The following is a 17,995-nucleotide window of genomic DNA, read 5'->3' as shown; positions in this document are numbered from 1 at the left end:
GGCGATAGATCTTAGCAGATGACATGGTTCTGGGCAAAACCCGGCAGTACGTAATTGCGATGTCTCAAACCGAACCTCATTGACCGTATATGGTAATTTGTCCGGCGACCGTAAAGCGCAATTGGGCGAGAGAAATTGCGGTTGTTCTACCCCGTGTACAGACGTGGATTATTGGACCGGACGATCCACCCAAAGCGGGGTTTGAAGGCTGGGCGATTATCAATTACGATATCCTGGGTAAGCACATTGATGCGTTGTGTGCGCTGGGATGGAAAGGCGTTGTCTTTGACGAGGCGCATTATTTGAAAAACCACCGCAGTCAGCGGCACAAATTTTCTATGCAACTGGTGAGGCAATTGCCCGAAGAAACAGTGGTACATATCTTAACGGGCACGCCCCTGACGAGTCGGCCAAGAGATCTCTTCCCATTGCTACAACTTGCCCGACACGCCCTGGGACGCAGTTTTATGGGATTTGCAAAACGGTATTGCGATGCGTATAAGGGGGAATACGGATGGGTAACGGATGGCGCGAGTAATATCGAAGAACTAACCGTGCACTTACACGGGATTATGTTGCGGCGAACAAAGAATCAGGTCCTGGATTTACCACCTAAGATAAGGACCTGGTTGGATGTAGATGTGTCGAGTAGAGTCGCACATCGAATGAGCACAGCCGTCCTGGAACTGCTACAAAAATACTCTCGGCGAAATGTGCGGGAGACTTTAGAAGAATCTACATCCTCTGAAGAACGGGGGCGCGCCCTGGGACAGTTGACAAGGGCAAGGCTTCGATTGGCGACATCCAAAGTGCGGACGACATTGCCCTTTGTAGAAAATGTAGTGGATCAGGGAGAGAAAGCGATAGTATTTTCGTGCTTCTTGCGCCCACTGGAAATTTTAAAAACAAAATTCGGCGACCAGGCCGTGGTCATTACGGGTGAAGTACCGGTAGCACAACGACAAGAACGGGCAGATCGGTTTCAGGAAGACGATGACGTGCGATTGTTGCTGGCAAATATCACAGCAGGTGGCGTGGGACTAAATCTGACAGCGGCTCGCCAGGTCATTTTTAACGATCTGGACTGGGTACCCGTCAATCACTGGCAAGCCGAAGATCGGGCTTATCGCATTGGGCAGACGGGTATGGTAAATGTAACGTATATGGTTGGACGTGATACAGTCGATACATTTGTACGCACCGTACTGGAAACAAAAGCGGATTTGATCGATCAGATGGTAGAAGGCCGCGCACTGCCCGAAGACTTCCATCGCGATGTAATGGGTGAAATGCGACGCATTATGGACGTGTTACAACCCAGAGTAGATGCCTTGCCCGGGGACATAGACAGCGCACAAGTGGGCGAAGTGTTGCGCGAGGCAAGCGCAACCTTCCGGGAAGCGCATGCAGAGGCATTTGGCGCCAGTGAACCGGTTGAACGCCAAAAACCATCGCAAGAAGCTATTGAAATTCTCGCGCGGGTATTGAGTGGACCCAAAATTACAAAGTATCGCGCGGAGAGTTCATCACGGCCGGGGGCTTTTTACGAATTAGAAGTAGATGGAAACGACGTGTCCTGTGCATGCAGGGGATTTCAATACAGAGGAAATTGTCAGCACTCACGCGCATTGAAAGCCGCACTTGTGAAGGGAGAAGATTTGCCCAGAGGATTTCAAGAAGTAAATTCTTAAACACAAAACAATTCAGGCATTTCTCTCTTCGCCTAAAGCATCTACCAGACGATCTACATGATCAAAACCATTGCAAATATGGGTAGAAACGCGCATCCAGTAAACACCATCGCTCTTTGCAATAGGCACAGTAATCCGATATCGCTCATAAAGAAGATCCAGGTCGTCAAATCCAGAAAGATGAAAAGCCGAGATCGATCCAGATAGATCTGGCACAGAAGGCGTAAGCAATTTTGCCCAACCAGTTGCAGCCAAACGACCTCGCAGATACGCCGCCAGTTGTTGTCCCCGTTCCCGAATCCGCTTTTTGCCAACCACCTCTTGAAATTCAACCGCTGCGCTCACCGCTGCAAAACACGCCTGATCCCGGGTGCCCCAATTCTCAATACCCCACATAAATGGACGGTCATTGATCTGCAAAATGCCGTCTGCTCCCCTCTTTGCGCCTTCCTGGCTATATCCCCAACTCACAACAACATGATTGAGGCGTTCTTGCATCGAAGGCGAAGCATAAAGAAAACCCGTGCCTTTGGGCGCACATAGCCATTTGTGACAATTGCCGCCGTAAAAATCGCAACCGAGGTCCTGTAAGTTGAGCGGAATCATCCCCGGAGCATGAGCGCCATCTACTGCAATCAGCGCACCGCGGTCATGCGCCAGTCGGGCGAGTGCTCTAATCGGAGTAATCAGACCCGTACGAGTGGTAATATGGCTGCAAAAAACCAGCCTTGTACGACCTGTAAATTCACTTTCAAAAGCATTCAGAACATCTTCAGGGCTTTCGGGAGGGATGGGGATCTGGACGCGTTTGACCACCACACCATAGCGGCGCTCAGCCAGATGCAAGCAGTTGTCAATCGCACCGTACTCCTGATTTGAAGCCAGGATTTCATCGCCTGGCCGCCAATCCAACCCATGCACCACCATGTTGATAGCCATAGTAACATTGGTGGCAAAAGCAATATCCTCTGACGGCGCATTGATAAATGCCGCCAGATGGGCGCGAGAGCTATCTACAATGCTATTGTATTCCGCCCGATGCCGCGTGGGATTGCGTTCAACATCCTCCAATATTTCCAGCATCTTCTCAAACACTGGTCTGGGCTGTGAACCAAAAGAGCCAGTATTGAGATAAATTTCATCCGACGCGATCATATACTGCTTGCGAATTGACTCCCAGTAAGCCTCCTCTGCCACCGAAGTCTGCCAGGCCGTACAGATATGCTCCACAGATACCTCCGATTTACGCCGTAGATCGCGCTTTGTACCATGCGAGAACGGCAAGAATGAGCGGAACAAGGCCAAAGAGAACCATGAGAATCCCATTAACCTGATAAATACCGGGATCGTATTTGAGATAGCGAATACCGACAAAAATAATTGAACACCAGGCCATCACGGCATAAAAGAGCAGATTGAAGCGTATATACTTCAAAATGAGGAAAGCCATAATCACCCAATACGGAATGCTCTTGGCGAGAAGAATACCTGCGTGATAAAAATCTTTCGCTGGCGAGGCCACATATTGAAAAATGAGGACGAGCACTACGCCGAGAATCAGCAGATTTATCTTGCCTATCACACGCCAAAAGACAAACAGAACGCCGAGAATGGCAAAGGGAGCTATGAGTATACCGTTAACTTCGTCGATGAGTTCACCAAATGCGGGTATATAGCTATTGATTTCGGGAGGCGCACCACCGCCTGCACCAAGGTAGTCGCCGAGATAGGTGAGATTGATATAAGACGAAAAAATGCCGTTACCTCTGGTAAGACCAAAAAAGCACACGACAAGAAAGACAACCTGCCACCAGAGCGCCGTGCTATTTATCTTCAGGCGGAGCACATCGATCCAATCGGAAATTTGCATCTCGCGGGGCCGTTCACGACGATACATCGTATCGCCAAACGCACTGACCAAAAAAGCCATAATCGCAGCAATAACAAGTCCTATGACGAAGTCAATGAGTTTATCTCCAAGAAAAGTACTCATCGCTTCACTGGTATTATAACTCCTATAGAACGCAGGTAGATTATTGAGTCTTTCCAGCACAAAACATACGCCGGCCAGAATACCAACCCAAATGGGTAACCGCCAGTTGACATATCCATTGCGATAGGCGCGTAAAAAGAAAATAATGGCGAGTACAGCCGTGGCAATGATTGCGATTGTCGAGACAGTAGAGACAATGGTACTTTTGGCGGTACGTTCGCGCAATTTACGCAAAAACTCTTCGGGTGCTTTGTAGGCTTTATATGCGTGCCCAATCCGATCGCCCTGCACAGAGGCGATAATGCGAAATTCTCCCTCTTCAACTTTGATATCCGTGCGCTCCCACACAAAACTGTGGTCCATTCGATTTTCGCGCTTTTGCGAACGGGCTTCAAGGCGTTTGTAGAAGGCTGTGTCTGTCACATCGCGCTGTAAATATTCGGCCAGAAAAACCTCGGCAACCTCTTGCGCTTCTTCCGTACTGAGTTCTGCGCCCTCCTGATTTTCGGGAACATAATGCGAGACGCGGCAAAAATCGCCATTGCCATCAATACTGATGGTGAGTTCCTCTTTTTCAAGAGGCTTGAACCAGCGCACCCTCCAGCGCCACGATGCCGTATGTTCAGCAGCGAGTGTATCTGCACGCGTCAGATCGACATTGCGAATGAGATGTGTAAAATGGCTGGATCCCAAACTACTGGAAAACGACGTCGTGCATTGATAGCCTTCGAGGTCGAGTTCCAATTGCTGGCGAATATCTTCTGCCTTCTCAATCGCCTCGGCCCGCGTAATAATGGACTCGCGGGCGTATTTGGCAAATCTCGGGAGGTCGGATATGAAATACACGGACCAACCGATCAGACCGAGAATCCCAAAGACAATGAGACCACTTTTGGGAATGAGATAATCCGAAGGGGTTTTGCGTTCAACCTCGGGTTCAGGGGGTAGTTCGGGTTCAGTAATAGGTGTTTCAGGTACTGGCTCCTCTGGCGCTTCAGGGGGCGGTACCTCCTCGGGCTCCTCAATCTCTTTATAGCGCCCTGTAATCACACCAAAAATAGCGGGAATCGCCGGAATAAAAATAATCGCGACCGCCAGAATGCCCGAGACCTTGAAGTAGAGACTGTCGGACTGCACCATCGGGTAAATGCCGAGAAAGCAATTGTACACATAATGCGAAATAATCGTTGCCCAAACGCCGTAGCGCAAAAACACAATACCAAAGATAATCCCAACCACGGTGAGTTCGAGACCGCGAATATAAACAGGCTCCTGCGGATAATTCGCGTGCAAAAATGCCCAAACAATCGCGGGAATGAGCACGGCCAACCAGGTGCTTTTTAAATACCGGATGAGCAGGGAAATGGCGAGCAGGCGGAAGAAAAATTCTTCCATCGTCGCGGCGAGAAGACCGATAAGCAGGGGATAAATCCACGGCAAGTAAGTACTATACGTATTGCTGTACTGTGTCATCGCCGCAGGAGACCAGACCCCCAGATAATCATTGCCCAAAATGTAAAAGATGGTCACATATCCCAGGTGGGCAAATGCAAGCCCATAACCGACGAGAGTGACCTGCGCAAAATTCGCGGATCGCCATCCGCGCAGAGACAGTCGCGCGAGAGGATTTTTCCAGCCTTCCACATCCCGAGCAGCAGCCCCCCCGGCTGTACCGGACAGCGCGATAATAACCCCACTGAGCACAGCACTCAACAGACCGCCGAAGATAAAGGTGAGAATAAAGGAAACAAAGGACTGCGTGGTATCGTAACCAAAGCGCGTGATCGGATAGCCATTGACGACACCGAGGAAACTGGTAGCGGCTACGAGAATCCCCACGCCGAGGGCAGCGCGCCATATCAAAGTGCGCTGGCGATATTTACGCACAAGCACCACAACCATTGCAATGCCCAGCGCAAAAAAGAAAACCGAAGCAATATTGGCGAGCAGGCCCGCACGCGAGCGAATCTCCCGATAATTGCGCGCAAAAGTTTCGGGCACTTTGAGATATTCGGCAAAATAGCCTGCTTTGTCGCCCTTAACCGTAACGCTCAAACGGTAGTGCCCATCATCGCCCACGACAAAATCTTTTTTCCGGTAAGTAAAGGTGTGATCCATCCGATTGGGACGCTCAATACTCGACGCTTCGATAGGTTCGTAATCATCGAGTAGAAAACCCTGCACATCGGTCAGAAAGGTTTCTGCAATAACGCGGGCATCTTCTTCTGAAAGACTCGCGCCTTCGTCAGACTCCAGGATACTATGCGTAAACCCTACAATGCGCCCGCCGGGATCAATACGCACGCGGAGTTCTTCTTTTTGAAGCGGCTTAAACCAGCGGATATTCCAGTACCACACAGAGACCCATTCCCGCACGAGTCGGTTGGCTTCCTCAAGGCCCAGGGTGCGTTCGAGAAAAACCTGGGGCAGGCTGGAGTAAGAGAAGACCTGAGCACTTTCGTAATCTGTGAGATCGTAACCCAGGCGGTAAAGATACGCTTCGGCAGATTGATATGCCTGTTCGCGATCAACGCGAAAATTGAGCGAAGCAACGGGAAGCGCGCGGTCAAAAAACTGTATATAACAGGTGAGACCGAGCGCCCCTGCGATCAGGAAGCAAACGATCCATAAGGCATCGCGTCGGGTCATAAAATCCTCCTTTGAGAGTTTTGGCGCGACAGGGCTTTAACATAATGAGATGAAATGCCAAAAACAAGGGGTATGATGTATTAAATTTGCTTGACACTAAAAAGACACCTTGTTAAATTTTCGGTCCTTCATGGAATTTTGAAGATTATTTCAACACATTGGGGTAGTAGCTCAGTCTGGTTAGAGTACCGGCCTGTCACGCCGGTGGTCGCGGGTTCGAGCCCCGTCTACCCCGCCATCTCTCCAAAAAGCTCGACGCATATAATGTGTCGAGCTTTTTGGCGTGTACTGTTTGGGGAGAAAGTCAAAATTTATGTCAGTTGACAGATTGTACAACAGAATTAAAAACTCGTCACCATTTAAGGACCTATCGCAAAAACTGGAATCGGGAGAGCGGGTCATAACCATGCGCGGAGGATCCGGATCGCTATCGGCATTTGCCATCGCGTGGATTGAAGAAACCGTACCTGGGCCGGTGGTGGTCGTATGTGCAGATGAGGACCGCGCCGAGGCATTGCGCAATGATTTGGAAAGGCTGTTAGACGAAGAACAGGTGGGCTACTTTCCGAGTTGGGATGTAGCTCATTTTGACGGGCGTTCGCCGCACCTCGATGTCGTGGGCTTGCGGATGGAAGCGTTGGACCAGCTACGCCGGGAGGCCAGCGGCATTGTGGTCACACCCATCGAAGCGCTAATGGGACACACCTTGCCCCCGGACCTCTTTGACTTAAGTGTAAAATCGCTTCGCCTGGAACAGGAAACATCGCCCCTACAACTGGCGGATCATCTGGTGGAAATCGGATATGAACGGGTAACAACTGTGGAGGGTGTGGGACAATTTGGGATGCGTGGCGGCATCCTGGATGTTTGCTCGTTTGGCAACGCGCATCCGGTTAGACTGGAGTTTTGGGGCGATGAAATTTCATCCATTCGGTCATTTGATTTTAGCACTCAGCGGTCCATCAAGCAAATGAAAAAAACGCGCATTTTGCCCTGCCGGGAAAGCGTACTTCCGCTGACAATGGCAGATATTTATCTGGAAAATCTGGAAATAGCAGAACGGGATCTTGGCATTGAATTGCCCGAGGTGCGCAACTTATTGGAACGCGAAGGCATTTTTGAAGGACAGGAACATTATCTGAGTGTGTTATATGGCGAGCAAACGGGTTTGTTGGATTACGTACCCGAAGGATGCTGGCTCGTCCTCGATGATCCGGATGGCATCGCTGCTGCCGCGGATAACGCCTGGCACGCGTGTGAGCATATCGCACAGCGACAAAAAAAGCGACGGGCGGAAACAGAACCTTTGCCAGCGCAATGTGTACTCCGACAACCGGAAGCCGTACTCAGGCAATTGGAACACATGCCCAGAGTCTTGAACCGCGCACTGGGAGGGACCTCTGAGGAAGTAGTCGATTTGGGCGGACAGAGTGGGCGACACTACGAAGGCCATGTGCAGCTATTAAAAGAGGATTTGCGAAAACACTGGTTGGACGCTTATGAAGTGGTCATTCTGTGTGAAAGTGATGGACAAAAAGCGCGGCTGGAAGAAATTTTGGAAGAAAGTGCCGATGTGGTCTCCCTGTACGTGGGCACACTACAATCCGGATTTACATACCGCCTCGGCAAAGTTTTTTTGATCAATGACCACGAAATTTACAGCCGCGTACATCGCAGACGGCGGTATCGACGTTTTCAAGACGCACAGCCCATCAAGACCGTGTCCGCTCTTCGGCGCGGCGATTTTGTCGTACACGTAGATCACGGAATTGGTCGGTTTGAAGGCGTGAAGCGAATTGAAATAGGCCGCATGTCCAGCGATTGCCTGACCATTGGATATCGGGATGGGGATCGGGTTTTTGTGCCAGTGGATCAGATGAATCAGGTGCAAAAATATTCGAGCCAGGATGGCATAGTACCCGTATTGAGCAAATTGGGCACAGTAGCCTGGGAGCGGCTAAAGGAAAAGACGCGCAAAGCCATATTCAAAATGGCGGCAGAACTCGTGTCATTATACGCCGAACGCAAGGCGCAACCGGGCATGGCATTTTCGCCTGACGGGTCAGAAATGAACGCACTGGAAGCCTCGTTTCCCTATCGCGAAACCCGGGATCAACAAGAAGCGATTGACGCCGTACAAAAAGATATGGAAGCGCAGTCCGCCATGGACCGCTTGATTTGTGGCGATGTGGGATATGGCAAAACAGAAGTAGCGATTCGCGGGGCGTTTAAGGCAATTTTAGATGGCAAACAAGTAGCAGTGCTCGCCCCCACGACCATTTTGGCGCAACAACACTATCGCACATTTTGCGAACGGTTTTCCGAATTTCCCGTTCATATAGCGGTCTTGAGCCGCTTCCGCACGCGGGCCGAACAGATGCGAACCCTCGAGGCAATGAAGAAAGGCACTGTAGATATTGTGGTGGGCACGCATCGGTTGTTGTCAAAAGATATCCACTTCAAATCCCTTGGCCTTCTGGTCATAGACGAAGAACACCGCTTTGGGGTGCGGCACAAAGAGCGGTTAAAAGAAATGCGGCGCCTGGTAGATGTATTGACACTTACTGCCACACCAATTCCGCGCACCCTGCACATGTCGCTGATGGGCGCACGCGATATGTCTGTCATACAAACCCCGCCCAAAGACCGCTTGCCAATTCAGACCGAAGTGCTGGCTTTTGAAGAAGACCGCATTGCCGAAGCCGTCTTACGGGAAGTAGATCGCGGTGGACAGGTATATTTTGTCCACAATCGGGTTCAATCCATGCACGCGATGATGGGTTTTCTCACTCGCCTGCTACCGCAAGTGCGTTTTGGTATGGGACATGGACAAATGCCCGAACGACAACTCGAAAAAGTAATGATGGACTTTTTTGAGCATAAATACGATGTTCTGGTCTCGACCATGATCGTAGAATCCGGACTGGACATTCCCAACGCGAACACGCTAATCGTAAATCGGGCAGATCGCCTGGGATTGGCGCAGTTGTATCAATTGCGAGGTCGTGTAGGACGGTCGAATAAGCGGGCATATGCGTATTTATTTGTGCCATCGTGGCAAGCACTCAAAAAACCGGCTGTGAGGCGATTGCGAGCCATCGAAGAATTTTCAGATTTGGGATCGGGTTTTCACATTTCAATGCGGGACATGGAAATCAGGGGCACGGGCAACTTGCTCGGCGCGCAGCAACACGGACATATCGCAGCCGTGGGATTTGATTTGTACACGCGATTGTTGGACGAAGCCGTGCGACAAATTAAGGGCGATGAGACCGAACCTGCGATTGAACCAGATATACAGGTGTCCGTCTCGTCGTATATTCCGGACGACTATATTCCAGATGCAGATCAAAAAATGCAGTTTTATCAGCGATTGGGCCAGATAAGGCGAACAGTAGAAGTCCTGGCGATTGAGGAAGAACTCGCAGATCGCTTTGGGCCTTTGCCCGAACCCACATCCGCATTATTAGATATATTACAAGTCAAAATTTTGGCTCGCCAACTCAGGTTGTCGCAGTTGCAAATCGGACAGACCATGACAATGATCCTATCGCCAGACAAACCGCTGATGCGAACAGATATTGAACGGATGGTGACACAGTCACCACTCCCTCTGGAATTTGCCCTGGGAGAACCGCCAAAAATCGAAGTAGCGCTAATTGGAAAGGGACCCCAATCGCGGTTAGAATCGGCCAAAAATGTGTTGCAGAGCCTAATTTGAAGGCGTATATTCGATTACTTGGAACCTTTTTAATTGCCAATAGTTTAGAGCCACATGCGGGGATATGACCGCAATGGGGGATCGCGTTTTGAAACGGGCGCGGTATTTAAAAATCGGTCTGATAATCTGCCTGATTGGCATGTGGGGATGCGAGAAGCCACAAAAAGTTTCCATCGTGGCGCAAGTGGGGAATCGCCATCTGACCAAAGAAGCATTGGAGAGGCGTATTCCCCCTCCGTTTGCAGGCACAATTTCGCCCAAAGAAAAACAAAGATTGGTCGAAGATTGGATCGAAGAAGAACTTCTCTATCGAGAAGCCATAAGACAAGAACTCGACCAGGACCCCGAACTGTCGGAGCGAATTGATCGCGCTGTTCGGCAACTGTTGGCGAGCGAATTGATGGCCCGCACACACGCACGCGATGCCGAAGTCTCAGAGGATGAAATTCTCACCTATTACGAAGAACATCGTGCAGATTTTGAACGCGATCAACTCGAACTCAGGGTGCGGCATCTCATTGTGGCAGATCGAAATGCACAGACTCGGGCGTGGAACCGGCTGCAAAAGGGCGAGTTTTTTGAACAGGTGGCACGAGAAGTCTCAATCGATCAGTCGGCTGTAAATGGTGGCGATCTGGGATATTTTACCGAAGATATGGTCACCGCCTCTTTCTGGGCAGCCTGTCGGGAAGCCAAATTGGGGCACCGGATACGCACACGCACCGAGTTGGGCTACCATATCATTGAGGTAATGGCTCGGGATGACGAGGGTTCAATACGCGATTTGATTGATGTGCGCGGCGAGATTCAGCAGCGCATCTTGACCGAGCGCCGACGCGAGCAACGCGCCAAATTGCTGACCGAACTCAAAGAGCGGAGTGAATGGTCAGTCGATTGGAAGCAATTGAATAGAACACAGTGAGGATTAATACAAGGAATTTATCGACATGAAAACGCTGCTTATCAACTCGCTGATTGGGGTATTTCTGCTCGGGGGCACAGCGCGTGCAGAGCCTATCTTAGTAGATAAAATTATAGCGGTAGTAGATGACAAAATTGTGTTGCGATCCGATGTGGAAAACAAGCTGCGGATGGAATTGATCGGTCGAGGAATTGATGTGCGAACCGTACCGCAGGCAGAGCTTGAGAATATGTTCAATAAGGTGCTGGAAAATGAAATTCAGCGCAACTTATTACTGGTCAGAGCGCGAGAAGACAGCATAGAGGTAGATGACGAGCGCGTGGAAGAAATGGTGCGGGCGCAGGTTCGCCAGTTTAAGGAACAATTTGGCACAGCGGCTTTTGCCGAAGAATTAAAAAAAGCGGGATTGACCGAGCGACAGATGCGAGACAAATTCAGGGAACAATTTCGCAATCAGTATTTGGAACGCAGTATGTATGAAATACTGGCGCAGCAGGTCAGCGTCTCGCCCCGGGATATAAAGGAATTTCAAGAAAAATACCGGCGCGGCGAGTCGAATGTCGTGTCTTTGAGCCATATATTTGTTGAACCTGTTGCATCGACAGAACAACAGGACAAAATTCGCCCCCAGGCAGAAGCAGTCTTAGAACGCATTCGAGCAGGTGAAGATTTTTCAGCACTGGCAAAAGAATACTCACAAGACCCTGGCAGCGCGTCTCGAGGAGGGGATCTGGGCTTTTTTGGACGCGGGACCATGGTGCCTGCATTTGAAGACGTTGCCTTTAGTCTCAAAGCTGGCGAAGTGAGCGACCTCGTGCAATCGCAATTTGGCTTTCACATTATTCGCGTTGAGGAAATCTCGGGCGATCAGGTGCGGGCGCGTCACATTTTGTTTTTGCTACAAAAAGACGAAAAAGCCTCGCAGCAAAAGGCAATGGCATTGTATCAACAGATTAAAGACGGATCTGATTTTGCCGAACTTGCGCGCGAACATTCTGACTTTGAAGAAACAGCATCGCGCGGCGGATTTCTGGGAAGTTTTCCCAGAACTGACCTGCCGCCTGAATATGCAGAGGTGGTGCGAGCACTCAAGCCGGGCGATGTGAGTTTGCCCGTAAAAGTGGAAGGCGGCTGGAACCTGTTCCGCATCAATGACGAGGCCACCGCATTAGAGCAAATAGCCAAAGAGGAACGCTTGCAAGCATTATTCCGTGAGAAACTGGCGGAAACGCGGGCGAAATTATATGTGGATGTGCGGTTGGAATAGGATAGTATGAGATTAGATATCTATCTAAATACGTGTTGTCTGGTGCGGCGGCGTTCAGAGGCCAAGCGGGCGTGTGGAAATGGGATTGTGACAGTAGATGGGCAAGAAGCCAAGGCGAGTCGTGTTTTGCGTGTTGGGCAGAGGGTGTGCATTGCATTTTCCGATCGTCTCTTAGAGTTTGAGGTATTGGCGATTCCACGGGGCAATGTATCGCGGAAGCGAGCACCTGAATATTATCGCGTTATTCGAGATGAGGAACGGGCATCAGAATTTTTTTGAGACGCGATTCCCTTCACCACTCAGAAAAGTAGAAAGGTCAAGGCCGGCACGGGCTGGCCGTTTTTCATTTTATGCCGAATTTCCAAACTGAGGCAACACCTTATAGCCGCTTAGCGACCATTTACGACCATGTGATGCGACACGTGGATTACGTACATTGGGCGCATTATGTATCGTCATTGCTCGCACGACACAAGATCAAACCCAACCGCGTATTGGACCTGGCCTGTGGAACGGGCAGTCTGGCAATTGAGCTATACCGTCAGAAGTTCGATGTAATGGGCGCGGATGGATGCAGGGAAATGCTGGATATGGCGGTGGAGAAAGCGCGTAAGTTGCGCTATCCCATTCCCTTTTACCATCGCAATCTGCTCGATTTGAGCGATTTGCCTCCGTGTGATGCCGTGTTGTGTTTGTACGACAGCATCAACTATTTGATGTCACTCGAAATGATCGCACGCGCGTTGGAAGAAGTACATCGCATTGTAAATCTCAACGGTGTCTTTGTAGGCGATATCTGTACAGAGAGCAATTCGAGGCAATACTTTAGCAATATGCAGTCAGAAGATTCGGGGGATGGATTTTCATATCGACGACACAGCTATTACGAGAAAGGTGTGCAATACAACAAATTTGATATTCACTTTGAAGACACGGATGAAGTGGTCAAAGAAGTACATCAACAGCGCATCTATTCTCTGTCGGCAATTGAAGAACTCGTGGATAAATCGCCTTTCGAAATAGTGGGAACATACGGTGGATTTGGGTATGCACCGCCAACAGATTTTTCGGACCGGGTGCATTTTGTTCTAAGAAAATAGTTCAATTGGAACTACTGAAGCAGTTGTACATCATGTCTGTAATTAAATTACAAAACGTATGTGTCGAGCATCAAGGACAACCGATATTGGTCAATGCCAACATAGAGATCAATCAGGGCGACTTTGTCTATCTGGTCGGACAGACCGAGGCGGAAAAACGCGCGATACTCGAGCTGATTATATTTGCGGAATTGCCCAGTTCGGGCGTGGTAACTGTGGGAGATTACGACTCGCGACAAATTCGAAAAACGGATATCCCGCGATTGCGACGGCAAGTGGGTGTCGTATTTCAAGACTTCAAATTATTGCACCATCGCACAGTTTATGAAAATGTGGCCTTCGCGCTTGAAGTAACAGGTGTTTCGCGACGCTGGATCAAGCGCAAAACAAGGGCAATATTGTCAGATGTGGATTTGTTGCACAAACGCAATGCGTATCCGGATGAGTTGTCGGGTTATGAACGGCTACGGGTGGCAATTGCGCGGGCACTGGTGAATAACCCCCTTATCTTGTTAGCAGATGAACCGACCGCTAATTTGGATTCCGAGGCAACAGAGCATGTGATGGCTATTTTTAAAAAGATGAACGCGCGCGGAATAGCTGTGATCATAGCAGTACGTGATGCAGTGCAGGAAAACCGATATCCCCGGCGAATATTGCAGTTGGAAAATGGCGTCATTGAATAAGTCACAAATTGAGCAAATGGAAAAGTGAAATGAATCTGGTATTGCGCGAGGCATGGCAGGGAGTTGTGCGCACGAGAATCGCAGGTGTGATTTCTGTGGCGACCATTGGGGCATCGCTACTGGTATTGGGATTCCTTTGGCAGGTCATCGAGAGTGGGAACGCGCTGGTTGATCGATTGCGTGCGCGGGTAGAGATAGACATTTACTTAAAAGATGGCATTTCACCTCAGCGCGTAGTGGCATTGCGGCGCACGTTAGAAGCAAGACCCGAGATAGCCGGAATTGTGTATGTGAATCAGGACGTAGCTGCCAGAGAATTTCGGTCACGATTTGGCCTGGGTACGGTCGATGCGCTTTCGAGCAATCCATTGCCCGCTTCGTTCAGAGTACGCATCTCACCCGGTGAGAATATGCCGCGCCGCGCTCGAACTGTTGCAAGATCTGTAACCGGTCACAGTGCTGTAGAAGGTATAAATGTGGGTGAAGTTTGGGCAGATTCTTTAGCGCATTTTATTACAGTAATCACCGGCATTGGACTCGCACTTGGGTGTATGCTGTGTTTTGCGTGTGCATTTGCAATAAGCCATGCGACCAAGTTAATGGCACTGGCGCAGCGCGATGCCATTGGGATTATGCGGTTGGTTGGCGCAACGGATATAACTGTGTGGATGATCTTTGGGGCTGGGGGTGCAATACTGGGCTTTGTCGGTGGATTTTTGGCACCCCTGATGTTGGCTTATATAGCACCGTGGTGGGCTGTTCGCGTACCGGATTTGACAGTCACACCAACGATTGAACTGGCACTCTGTCTGGTGGCATTGGGCACTGTGCTGGGCGCAGTAGGCAGTTGGTCATCGCTGAACCGCATGTTGAGAGAAATCGCGTAGGGCATTGCCTATCCATTGAGGTATAGCGTGCAAAAACCAGCGTATATATTGTGTATAATAGCTCTTCTAATCGCATCATCGTCCAATGGAAGAGCACAGACAATAAGAGTTCTGGAAGCGCGCCTGAAAGCTGAGCAAGCGGCGATGGACAGCTTAAACGCGCGTGACCGGCAAAAGCCTCAGCCTTTGTCGGAAGCGGCGACGAATCCATCTAAAAGCGCGACCAAGGAGGCATTGATGGCAGCACAGTCCGCGTCTCAGGAGTTGACAGAAGAGATCAATAGCCTGGTTCTTGAGACCTACAACACCGAGCAACAGCTTCGACTGGCTCAGTCACAACTAAAAAATCGCGAGCAGAATATAGCGCAACGTGCGAGAGAGATATACAAAATGGGACGACAGGGAATACTCTCAGTATTATTTTCGGCAAAGTCACTACGAGATGCGGCCCAACGCATGCTATATTTATCCAGGATAAAAGATCAGGACCAGCGGGATGTCCAGACATTGCAGACGGCGCGCAAACGGGTGAGTATTCTTTATACCATACACAGTTCGCAGAAGCGACGGCAGCAAATTTTGTGGCAACGCAAACGCCAGCACGAGCAAATTTTAAAACGTCGGTGATCTGCTATTCCCTTGCGTTGATATGTACATTGGATATAACAATGGACTTTCAAGCGGCTTTGAATTTTTTGTTGGCAGGCGAGGAACTCGTACTGACAACGCATGTAAATGCCGATGGCGATGGCCTCGGTGCGTTATTGGGGATGAGCCACTGGTTGACGCTTCAGTACCAAAAGCACCGCATTGTGGTGGCGGACGAGGAGCCGGATCGCAAATATCGGTTTTTGCCGGGCTATGATCGCATAGAATCGGTACACGCCTCAATTCCAGTAGTGCCTCGCCTCGTGGTAGTAGATACCACGACATCAAAAAAACGCATTGGCGATGTCGCGGATCTGATTGGACCTGCGACAAAAACGCTGGTAATCGACCACCATGTAGATGCGGATGAAAAGGGCGATGTACGGGTGATTGCTCCAGATGCCAGTTCTGTCAGTGAATTGATCTATTTGCTCATAAACTGGCACGCCCGGCGTAGTAATTCGGGATTTACACCCGAGATCGCGACGTGTTTATATGCCGGAATTGTTTTTGATACAAAACTATTTAAACATTCGCATCCAGAACGCGCCCTCCGCGCTGCAGCAGAACTCGTTACACACGGCGCTGACCCGCAGCAGATTGCGGAGAACATGTTTTCGCATCAAACGTACCAAACGGTGAAAACCCTGGGATTCGCGCTGTCGAATCTCACGCTACACGAAAATGGACAGATCAGCACATTGTACGTCGATCACAAAACCCATGCGATGAATGGCGATCTGGATGGCGTGGTTGATCACGCGATGTCGATTGACGGCGTTGAGGTCGCACTATTTTTTAAAGAACAGGAGCCGGGGCAACAGCGCGTGAGTTTGCGGTCGCGAGGAAAAGTAGATGTCAATCGCATTGCTCGTCAATTTGATGGCGGCGGTCACATCCGCGCATCGGGGTGCGAGATTAAAGGCAATGTTGACGAAGTGCAAGCGCTTTTGCTATCTGTTGTGCGCGAACAATTGTGAATCGGTGAAACTCTCCCTGGCCTGGCAACCCCCTGCACGATTCCAGCAGGAGCAGGCTGTAGCAGCGGTTCAACAGAAAGGAAATAGATATGGATCTTTTGACACTGAAGACGTGGTCGCCAGATGATATTTTGCAGGCGGTAGAAATGGGCCTGGTGATCAAAAAGAATCCCGAGCGCTATGAAGGCTTGCTAACGGGACAAACTCTGGCGATGTTATTTCAGAAAACATCAACGCGCACCCGTGTATCTTTTGAAGTGGGCATGCATCAATTGGGAGGTCAGGCCGTATTTTTGGACTGGATGACCACCAATTTTGGATTGGCCGATGTGCGGGATGAAGCACAGGTCCTGTCGCGATATGCCGATGTGATTATGGCGCGCATGCTCAAACACGAAGATCTGCTGCGGCTGACTCTCGGCTCCGAAGTCCCTGTGATCAACGGATGTTGTGACCGCTATCACCCCTGTCAAGCTCTGGGCGATCTGCTATCGATCCTGGAAGTGCGAGGCAAGTTGGCGGGAACGCATGTAGTTTATGTGGGCATCTGGAACAATGTGTGCAATTCGCTGGTGACAGCGTGCACAAAAGCAGGCGTACGCATAACGGCTGTGACGCCAGAGATCAACAAGCCATCGGCAGATCCCGAACTGGTTAAAGCAGCGCGTGCAACCGGGTTGTTTGAAGAAACGCTGGATCTGGAAGCCGCTGTTGCCGATGCAGATTTTGTTTATACGGATACGTGGATTGATATGGAATTTTTTAACAATCCAAAATTTTCAGAAGAAAAGAAGCGACGCACCAGAGTATTCATGCCATATCAGATCAATAGCGAATTGCTCAAAAAGACAGATGCTTATGTGATGCACTGCCTCCCTGCACACAAGGGATATGAAGTAACGGATGAGGTCATGGCAAGCGAGCGATGCATTGCTGTGGATCAAGCAGAGAATCGCATGCACGTTCAAAAAGCCGTATTGCTTCAAATGATTGGACCAGAGCGGATAACATAATGGCTATACCAGAAAGATTATCTCGAGAAATCGCCAACCCCAAGCAGATGCTGGAGGAGAAGATCGCATCGCACGAAGCGCGGATAGCGGTGATGGGATTGGGGTATGTGGGATTGACCCTATCCGTGGAATTGGGCAAGGTGGGATTTTCCGTCACGGGAATCGATACATCGGCGCGCAAAGTAGATCTGGTAGAATCTGGAAAGTCCGATGTGCAGGGTGTATCGGAATTTGAAGTAGCGGGTCTCAAAGCTGTGGGCAAATTGACAGCAACACGGGAATGCGATGTAATCGATGAAGCCGACGTGGTTGTGGTATGTGTGCCTACACCCTTGAATAAGACACGCGACCCGGATGTCTCATTTATTTTGCAAGCATGTAGCGCAATCAAAGACCGACTGCGCCGTGGTCAACTGGTAATTCTGGAAAGCACGACGT

14 protein-coding genes and 1 tRNA gene are annotated in these 17,995 nt (G+C 49.9%); 13 read left to right on the top strand and 2 right to left on the bottom strand.

The genetic code is table 11. From position 1 onward, the window contains the following. The first annotated feature begins 89 nt into the window (after positions 1-89). Complete coding sequence (locus OXG87_21985; protein ID MCY3872226.1) at positions 90-1,691, top strand: DEAD/DEAH box helicase; 1,602 nt, start codon at positions 90-92, stop codon at positions 1,689-1,691. Positions 1,692-1,703: 12 nt separating this feature from the next. On the opposite strand, the gene OXG87_21980 is transcribed toward OXG87_21985, so the two are convergent. Further along, on the bottom strand, positions 1,704-2,921 hold the full coding sequence (locus OXG87_21980) for an aminotransferase class V-fold PLP-dependent enzyme (protein ID MCY3872225.1): 1,218 nt from the start codon (positions 2,919-2,921) through the stop codon (positions 1,704-1,706). Between the two features lie 13 nt (positions 2,922-2,934). After that, positions 2,935-6,333, bottom strand: a complete 3,399-nt coding sequence (locus OXG87_21975) for a type II CAAX endopeptidase family protein (GenBank protein MCY3872224.1) — start codon at positions 6,331-6,333, stop codon at positions 2,935-2,937. A gap of 160 nt (positions 6,334-6,493) precedes the next feature. Between OXG87_21975 and OXG87_21970 the strand changes: the two genes are divergently transcribed. From OXG87_21970 to OXG87_21915, 12 genes are all read left to right on the top strand, one after another. Beyond that, positions 6,494-6,571, top strand: a tRNA-Asp gene (locus tag OXG87_21970). Between the two features lie 75 nt (positions 6,572-6,646). Then, a complete protein-coding gene (gene mfd, locus OXG87_21965) occupies positions 6,647-10,054 on the top strand; it encodes a transcription-repair coupling factor (GenBank protein ID MCY3872223.1) in 3,408 nt (1,135 codons plus the stop codon). A 64-nt stretch (positions 10,055-10,118) separates the two neighbouring features. Beyond that, complete coding sequence (locus OXG87_21960; protein ID MCY3872222.1) at positions 10,119-10,976, top strand: peptidylprolyl isomerase; 858 nt, start codon at positions 10,119-10,121, stop codon at positions 10,974-10,976. A gap of 25 nt (positions 10,977-11,001) precedes the next feature. Continuing rightward, entirely contained in the window at positions 11,002-12,243 is a 1,242-nt protein-coding gene (locus OXG87_21955; GenBank protein MCY3872221.1) for a peptidylprolyl isomerase, read from the top strand. Between the two features lie 6 nt (positions 12,244-12,249). Continuing rightward, complete coding sequence (locus OXG87_21950; protein ID MCY3872220.1) at positions 12,250-12,522, top strand: S4 domain-containing protein; 273 nt, start codon at positions 12,250-12,252, stop codon at positions 12,520-12,522. 71 nt (positions 12,523-12,593) lie between these two features. Continuing rightward, positions 12,594-13,343: a class I SAM-dependent methyltransferase gene (locus OXG87_21945; GenBank protein MCY3872219.1), complete on the top strand. Its 750-nt coding sequence runs from the start codon at positions 12,594-12,596 to the stop codon at positions 13,341-13,343. Positions 13,344-13,375: 32 nt separating this feature from the next. Continuing rightward, a complete protein-coding gene (locus tag OXG87_21940) occupies positions 13,376-14,029 on the top strand; it encodes an ATP-binding cassette domain-containing protein (protein MCY3872218.1) in 654 nt (217 codons plus the stop codon). 29 nt (positions 14,030-14,058) lie between these two features. Next, complete coding sequence (locus tag OXG87_21935; GenBank protein ID MCY3872217.1) at positions 14,059-14,916, top strand: permease-like cell division protein FtsX; 858 nt, start codon at positions 14,059-14,061, stop codon at positions 14,914-14,916. A gap of 237 nt (positions 14,917-15,153) precedes the next feature. After that, positions 15,154-15,543: a hypothetical protein gene (locus OXG87_21930; GenBank protein ID MCY3872216.1), complete on the top strand. Its 390-nt coding sequence runs from the start codon at positions 15,154-15,156 to the stop codon at positions 15,541-15,543. Between the two features lie 41 nt (positions 15,544-15,584). Then, on the top strand, positions 15,585-16,544 hold the full coding sequence (locus OXG87_21925) for a bifunctional oligoribonuclease/PAP phosphatase NrnA (protein ID MCY3872215.1): 960 nt from the start codon (positions 15,585-15,587) through the stop codon (positions 16,542-16,544). Positions 16,545-16,633: 89 nt separating this feature from the next. Next, on the top strand, positions 16,634-17,557 hold the full coding sequence (argF, locus tag OXG87_21920) for an ornithine carbamoyltransferase (protein MCY3872214.1): 924 nt from the start codon (positions 16,634-16,636) through the stop codon (positions 17,555-17,557). After that, positions 17,557-17,995, top strand: a 439-nt coding sequence (locus OXG87_21915) for an NAD(P)-binding domain-containing protein (GenBank protein MCY3872213.1), incomplete at its 3' end; no start/stop codon positions are given. The genes argF and OXG87_21915, both read left to right, overlap by 1 nt.

It is taken from the genome of Gemmatimonadota bacterium, assembly GCA_026706845.1.
GTDB lineage: Bacteria > Latescibacterota > UBA2968 > UBA2968 > UBA2968 > VXRD01.
Note: the sequence above shows the minus strand (reverse complement) of the source record. Positions and strands in the feature narration are given on the sequence as shown.

Bases quoted from the DNA above. Each gene is read 5' to 3' on its own strand.
- OXG87_21985 (MCY3872226.1), top strand. From the start codon at position 90: ATGGTAATTTGTCCGGCGACCGTAAAGCGCAATTGGGCGAGAGAAATT.
- OXG87_21940 (MCY3872218.1), top strand. From the start codon at position 13,376: ATGTCTGTAATTAAATTACAAAACGTATGTGTCGAGCATCAAGGACAA.
- OXG87_21975 (MCY3872224.1), bottom strand. From the start codon at position 6,333: ATGACCCGACGCGATGCCTTATGGATCGTTTGCTTCCTGATCGCAGGG.
- OXG87_21930 (MCY3872216.1), top strand. From the start codon at position 15,154: ATGGCAGCACAGTCCGCGTCTCAGGAGTTGACAGAAGAGATCAATAGC.
- argF (MCY3872214.1), top strand. From the start codon at position 16,634: ATGGATCTTTTGACACTGAAGACGTGGTCGCCAGATGATATTTTGCAG.
- OXG87_21945 (MCY3872219.1), top strand. From the start codon at position 12,594: ATGCCGAATTTCCAAACTGAGGCAACACCTTATAGCCGCTTAGCGACC.
- OXG87_21950 (MCY3872220.1), top strand. From the start codon at position 12,250: ATGAGATTAGATATCTATCTAAATACGTGTTGTCTGGTGCGGCGGCGT.
- OXG87_21960 (MCY3872222.1), top strand. From the start codon at position 10,119: ATGACCGCAATGGGGGATCGCGTTTTGAAACGGGCGCGGTATTTAAAA.
- OXG87_21925 (MCY3872215.1), top strand. From the start codon at position 15,585: ATGGACTTTCAAGCGGCTTTGAATTTTTTGTTGGCAGGCGAGGAACTC.
- mfd (MCY3872223.1), top strand. From the start codon at position 6,647: ATGTCAGTTGACAGATTGTACAACAGAATTAAAAACTCGTCACCATTT.
- OXG87_21935 (MCY3872217.1), top strand. From the start codon at position 14,059: ATGAATCTGGTATTGCGCGAGGCATGGCAGGGAGTTGTGCGCACGAGA.
- OXG87_21955 (MCY3872221.1), top strand. From the start codon at position 11,002: ATGAAAACGCTGCTTATCAACTCGCTGATTGGGGTATTTCTGCTCGGG.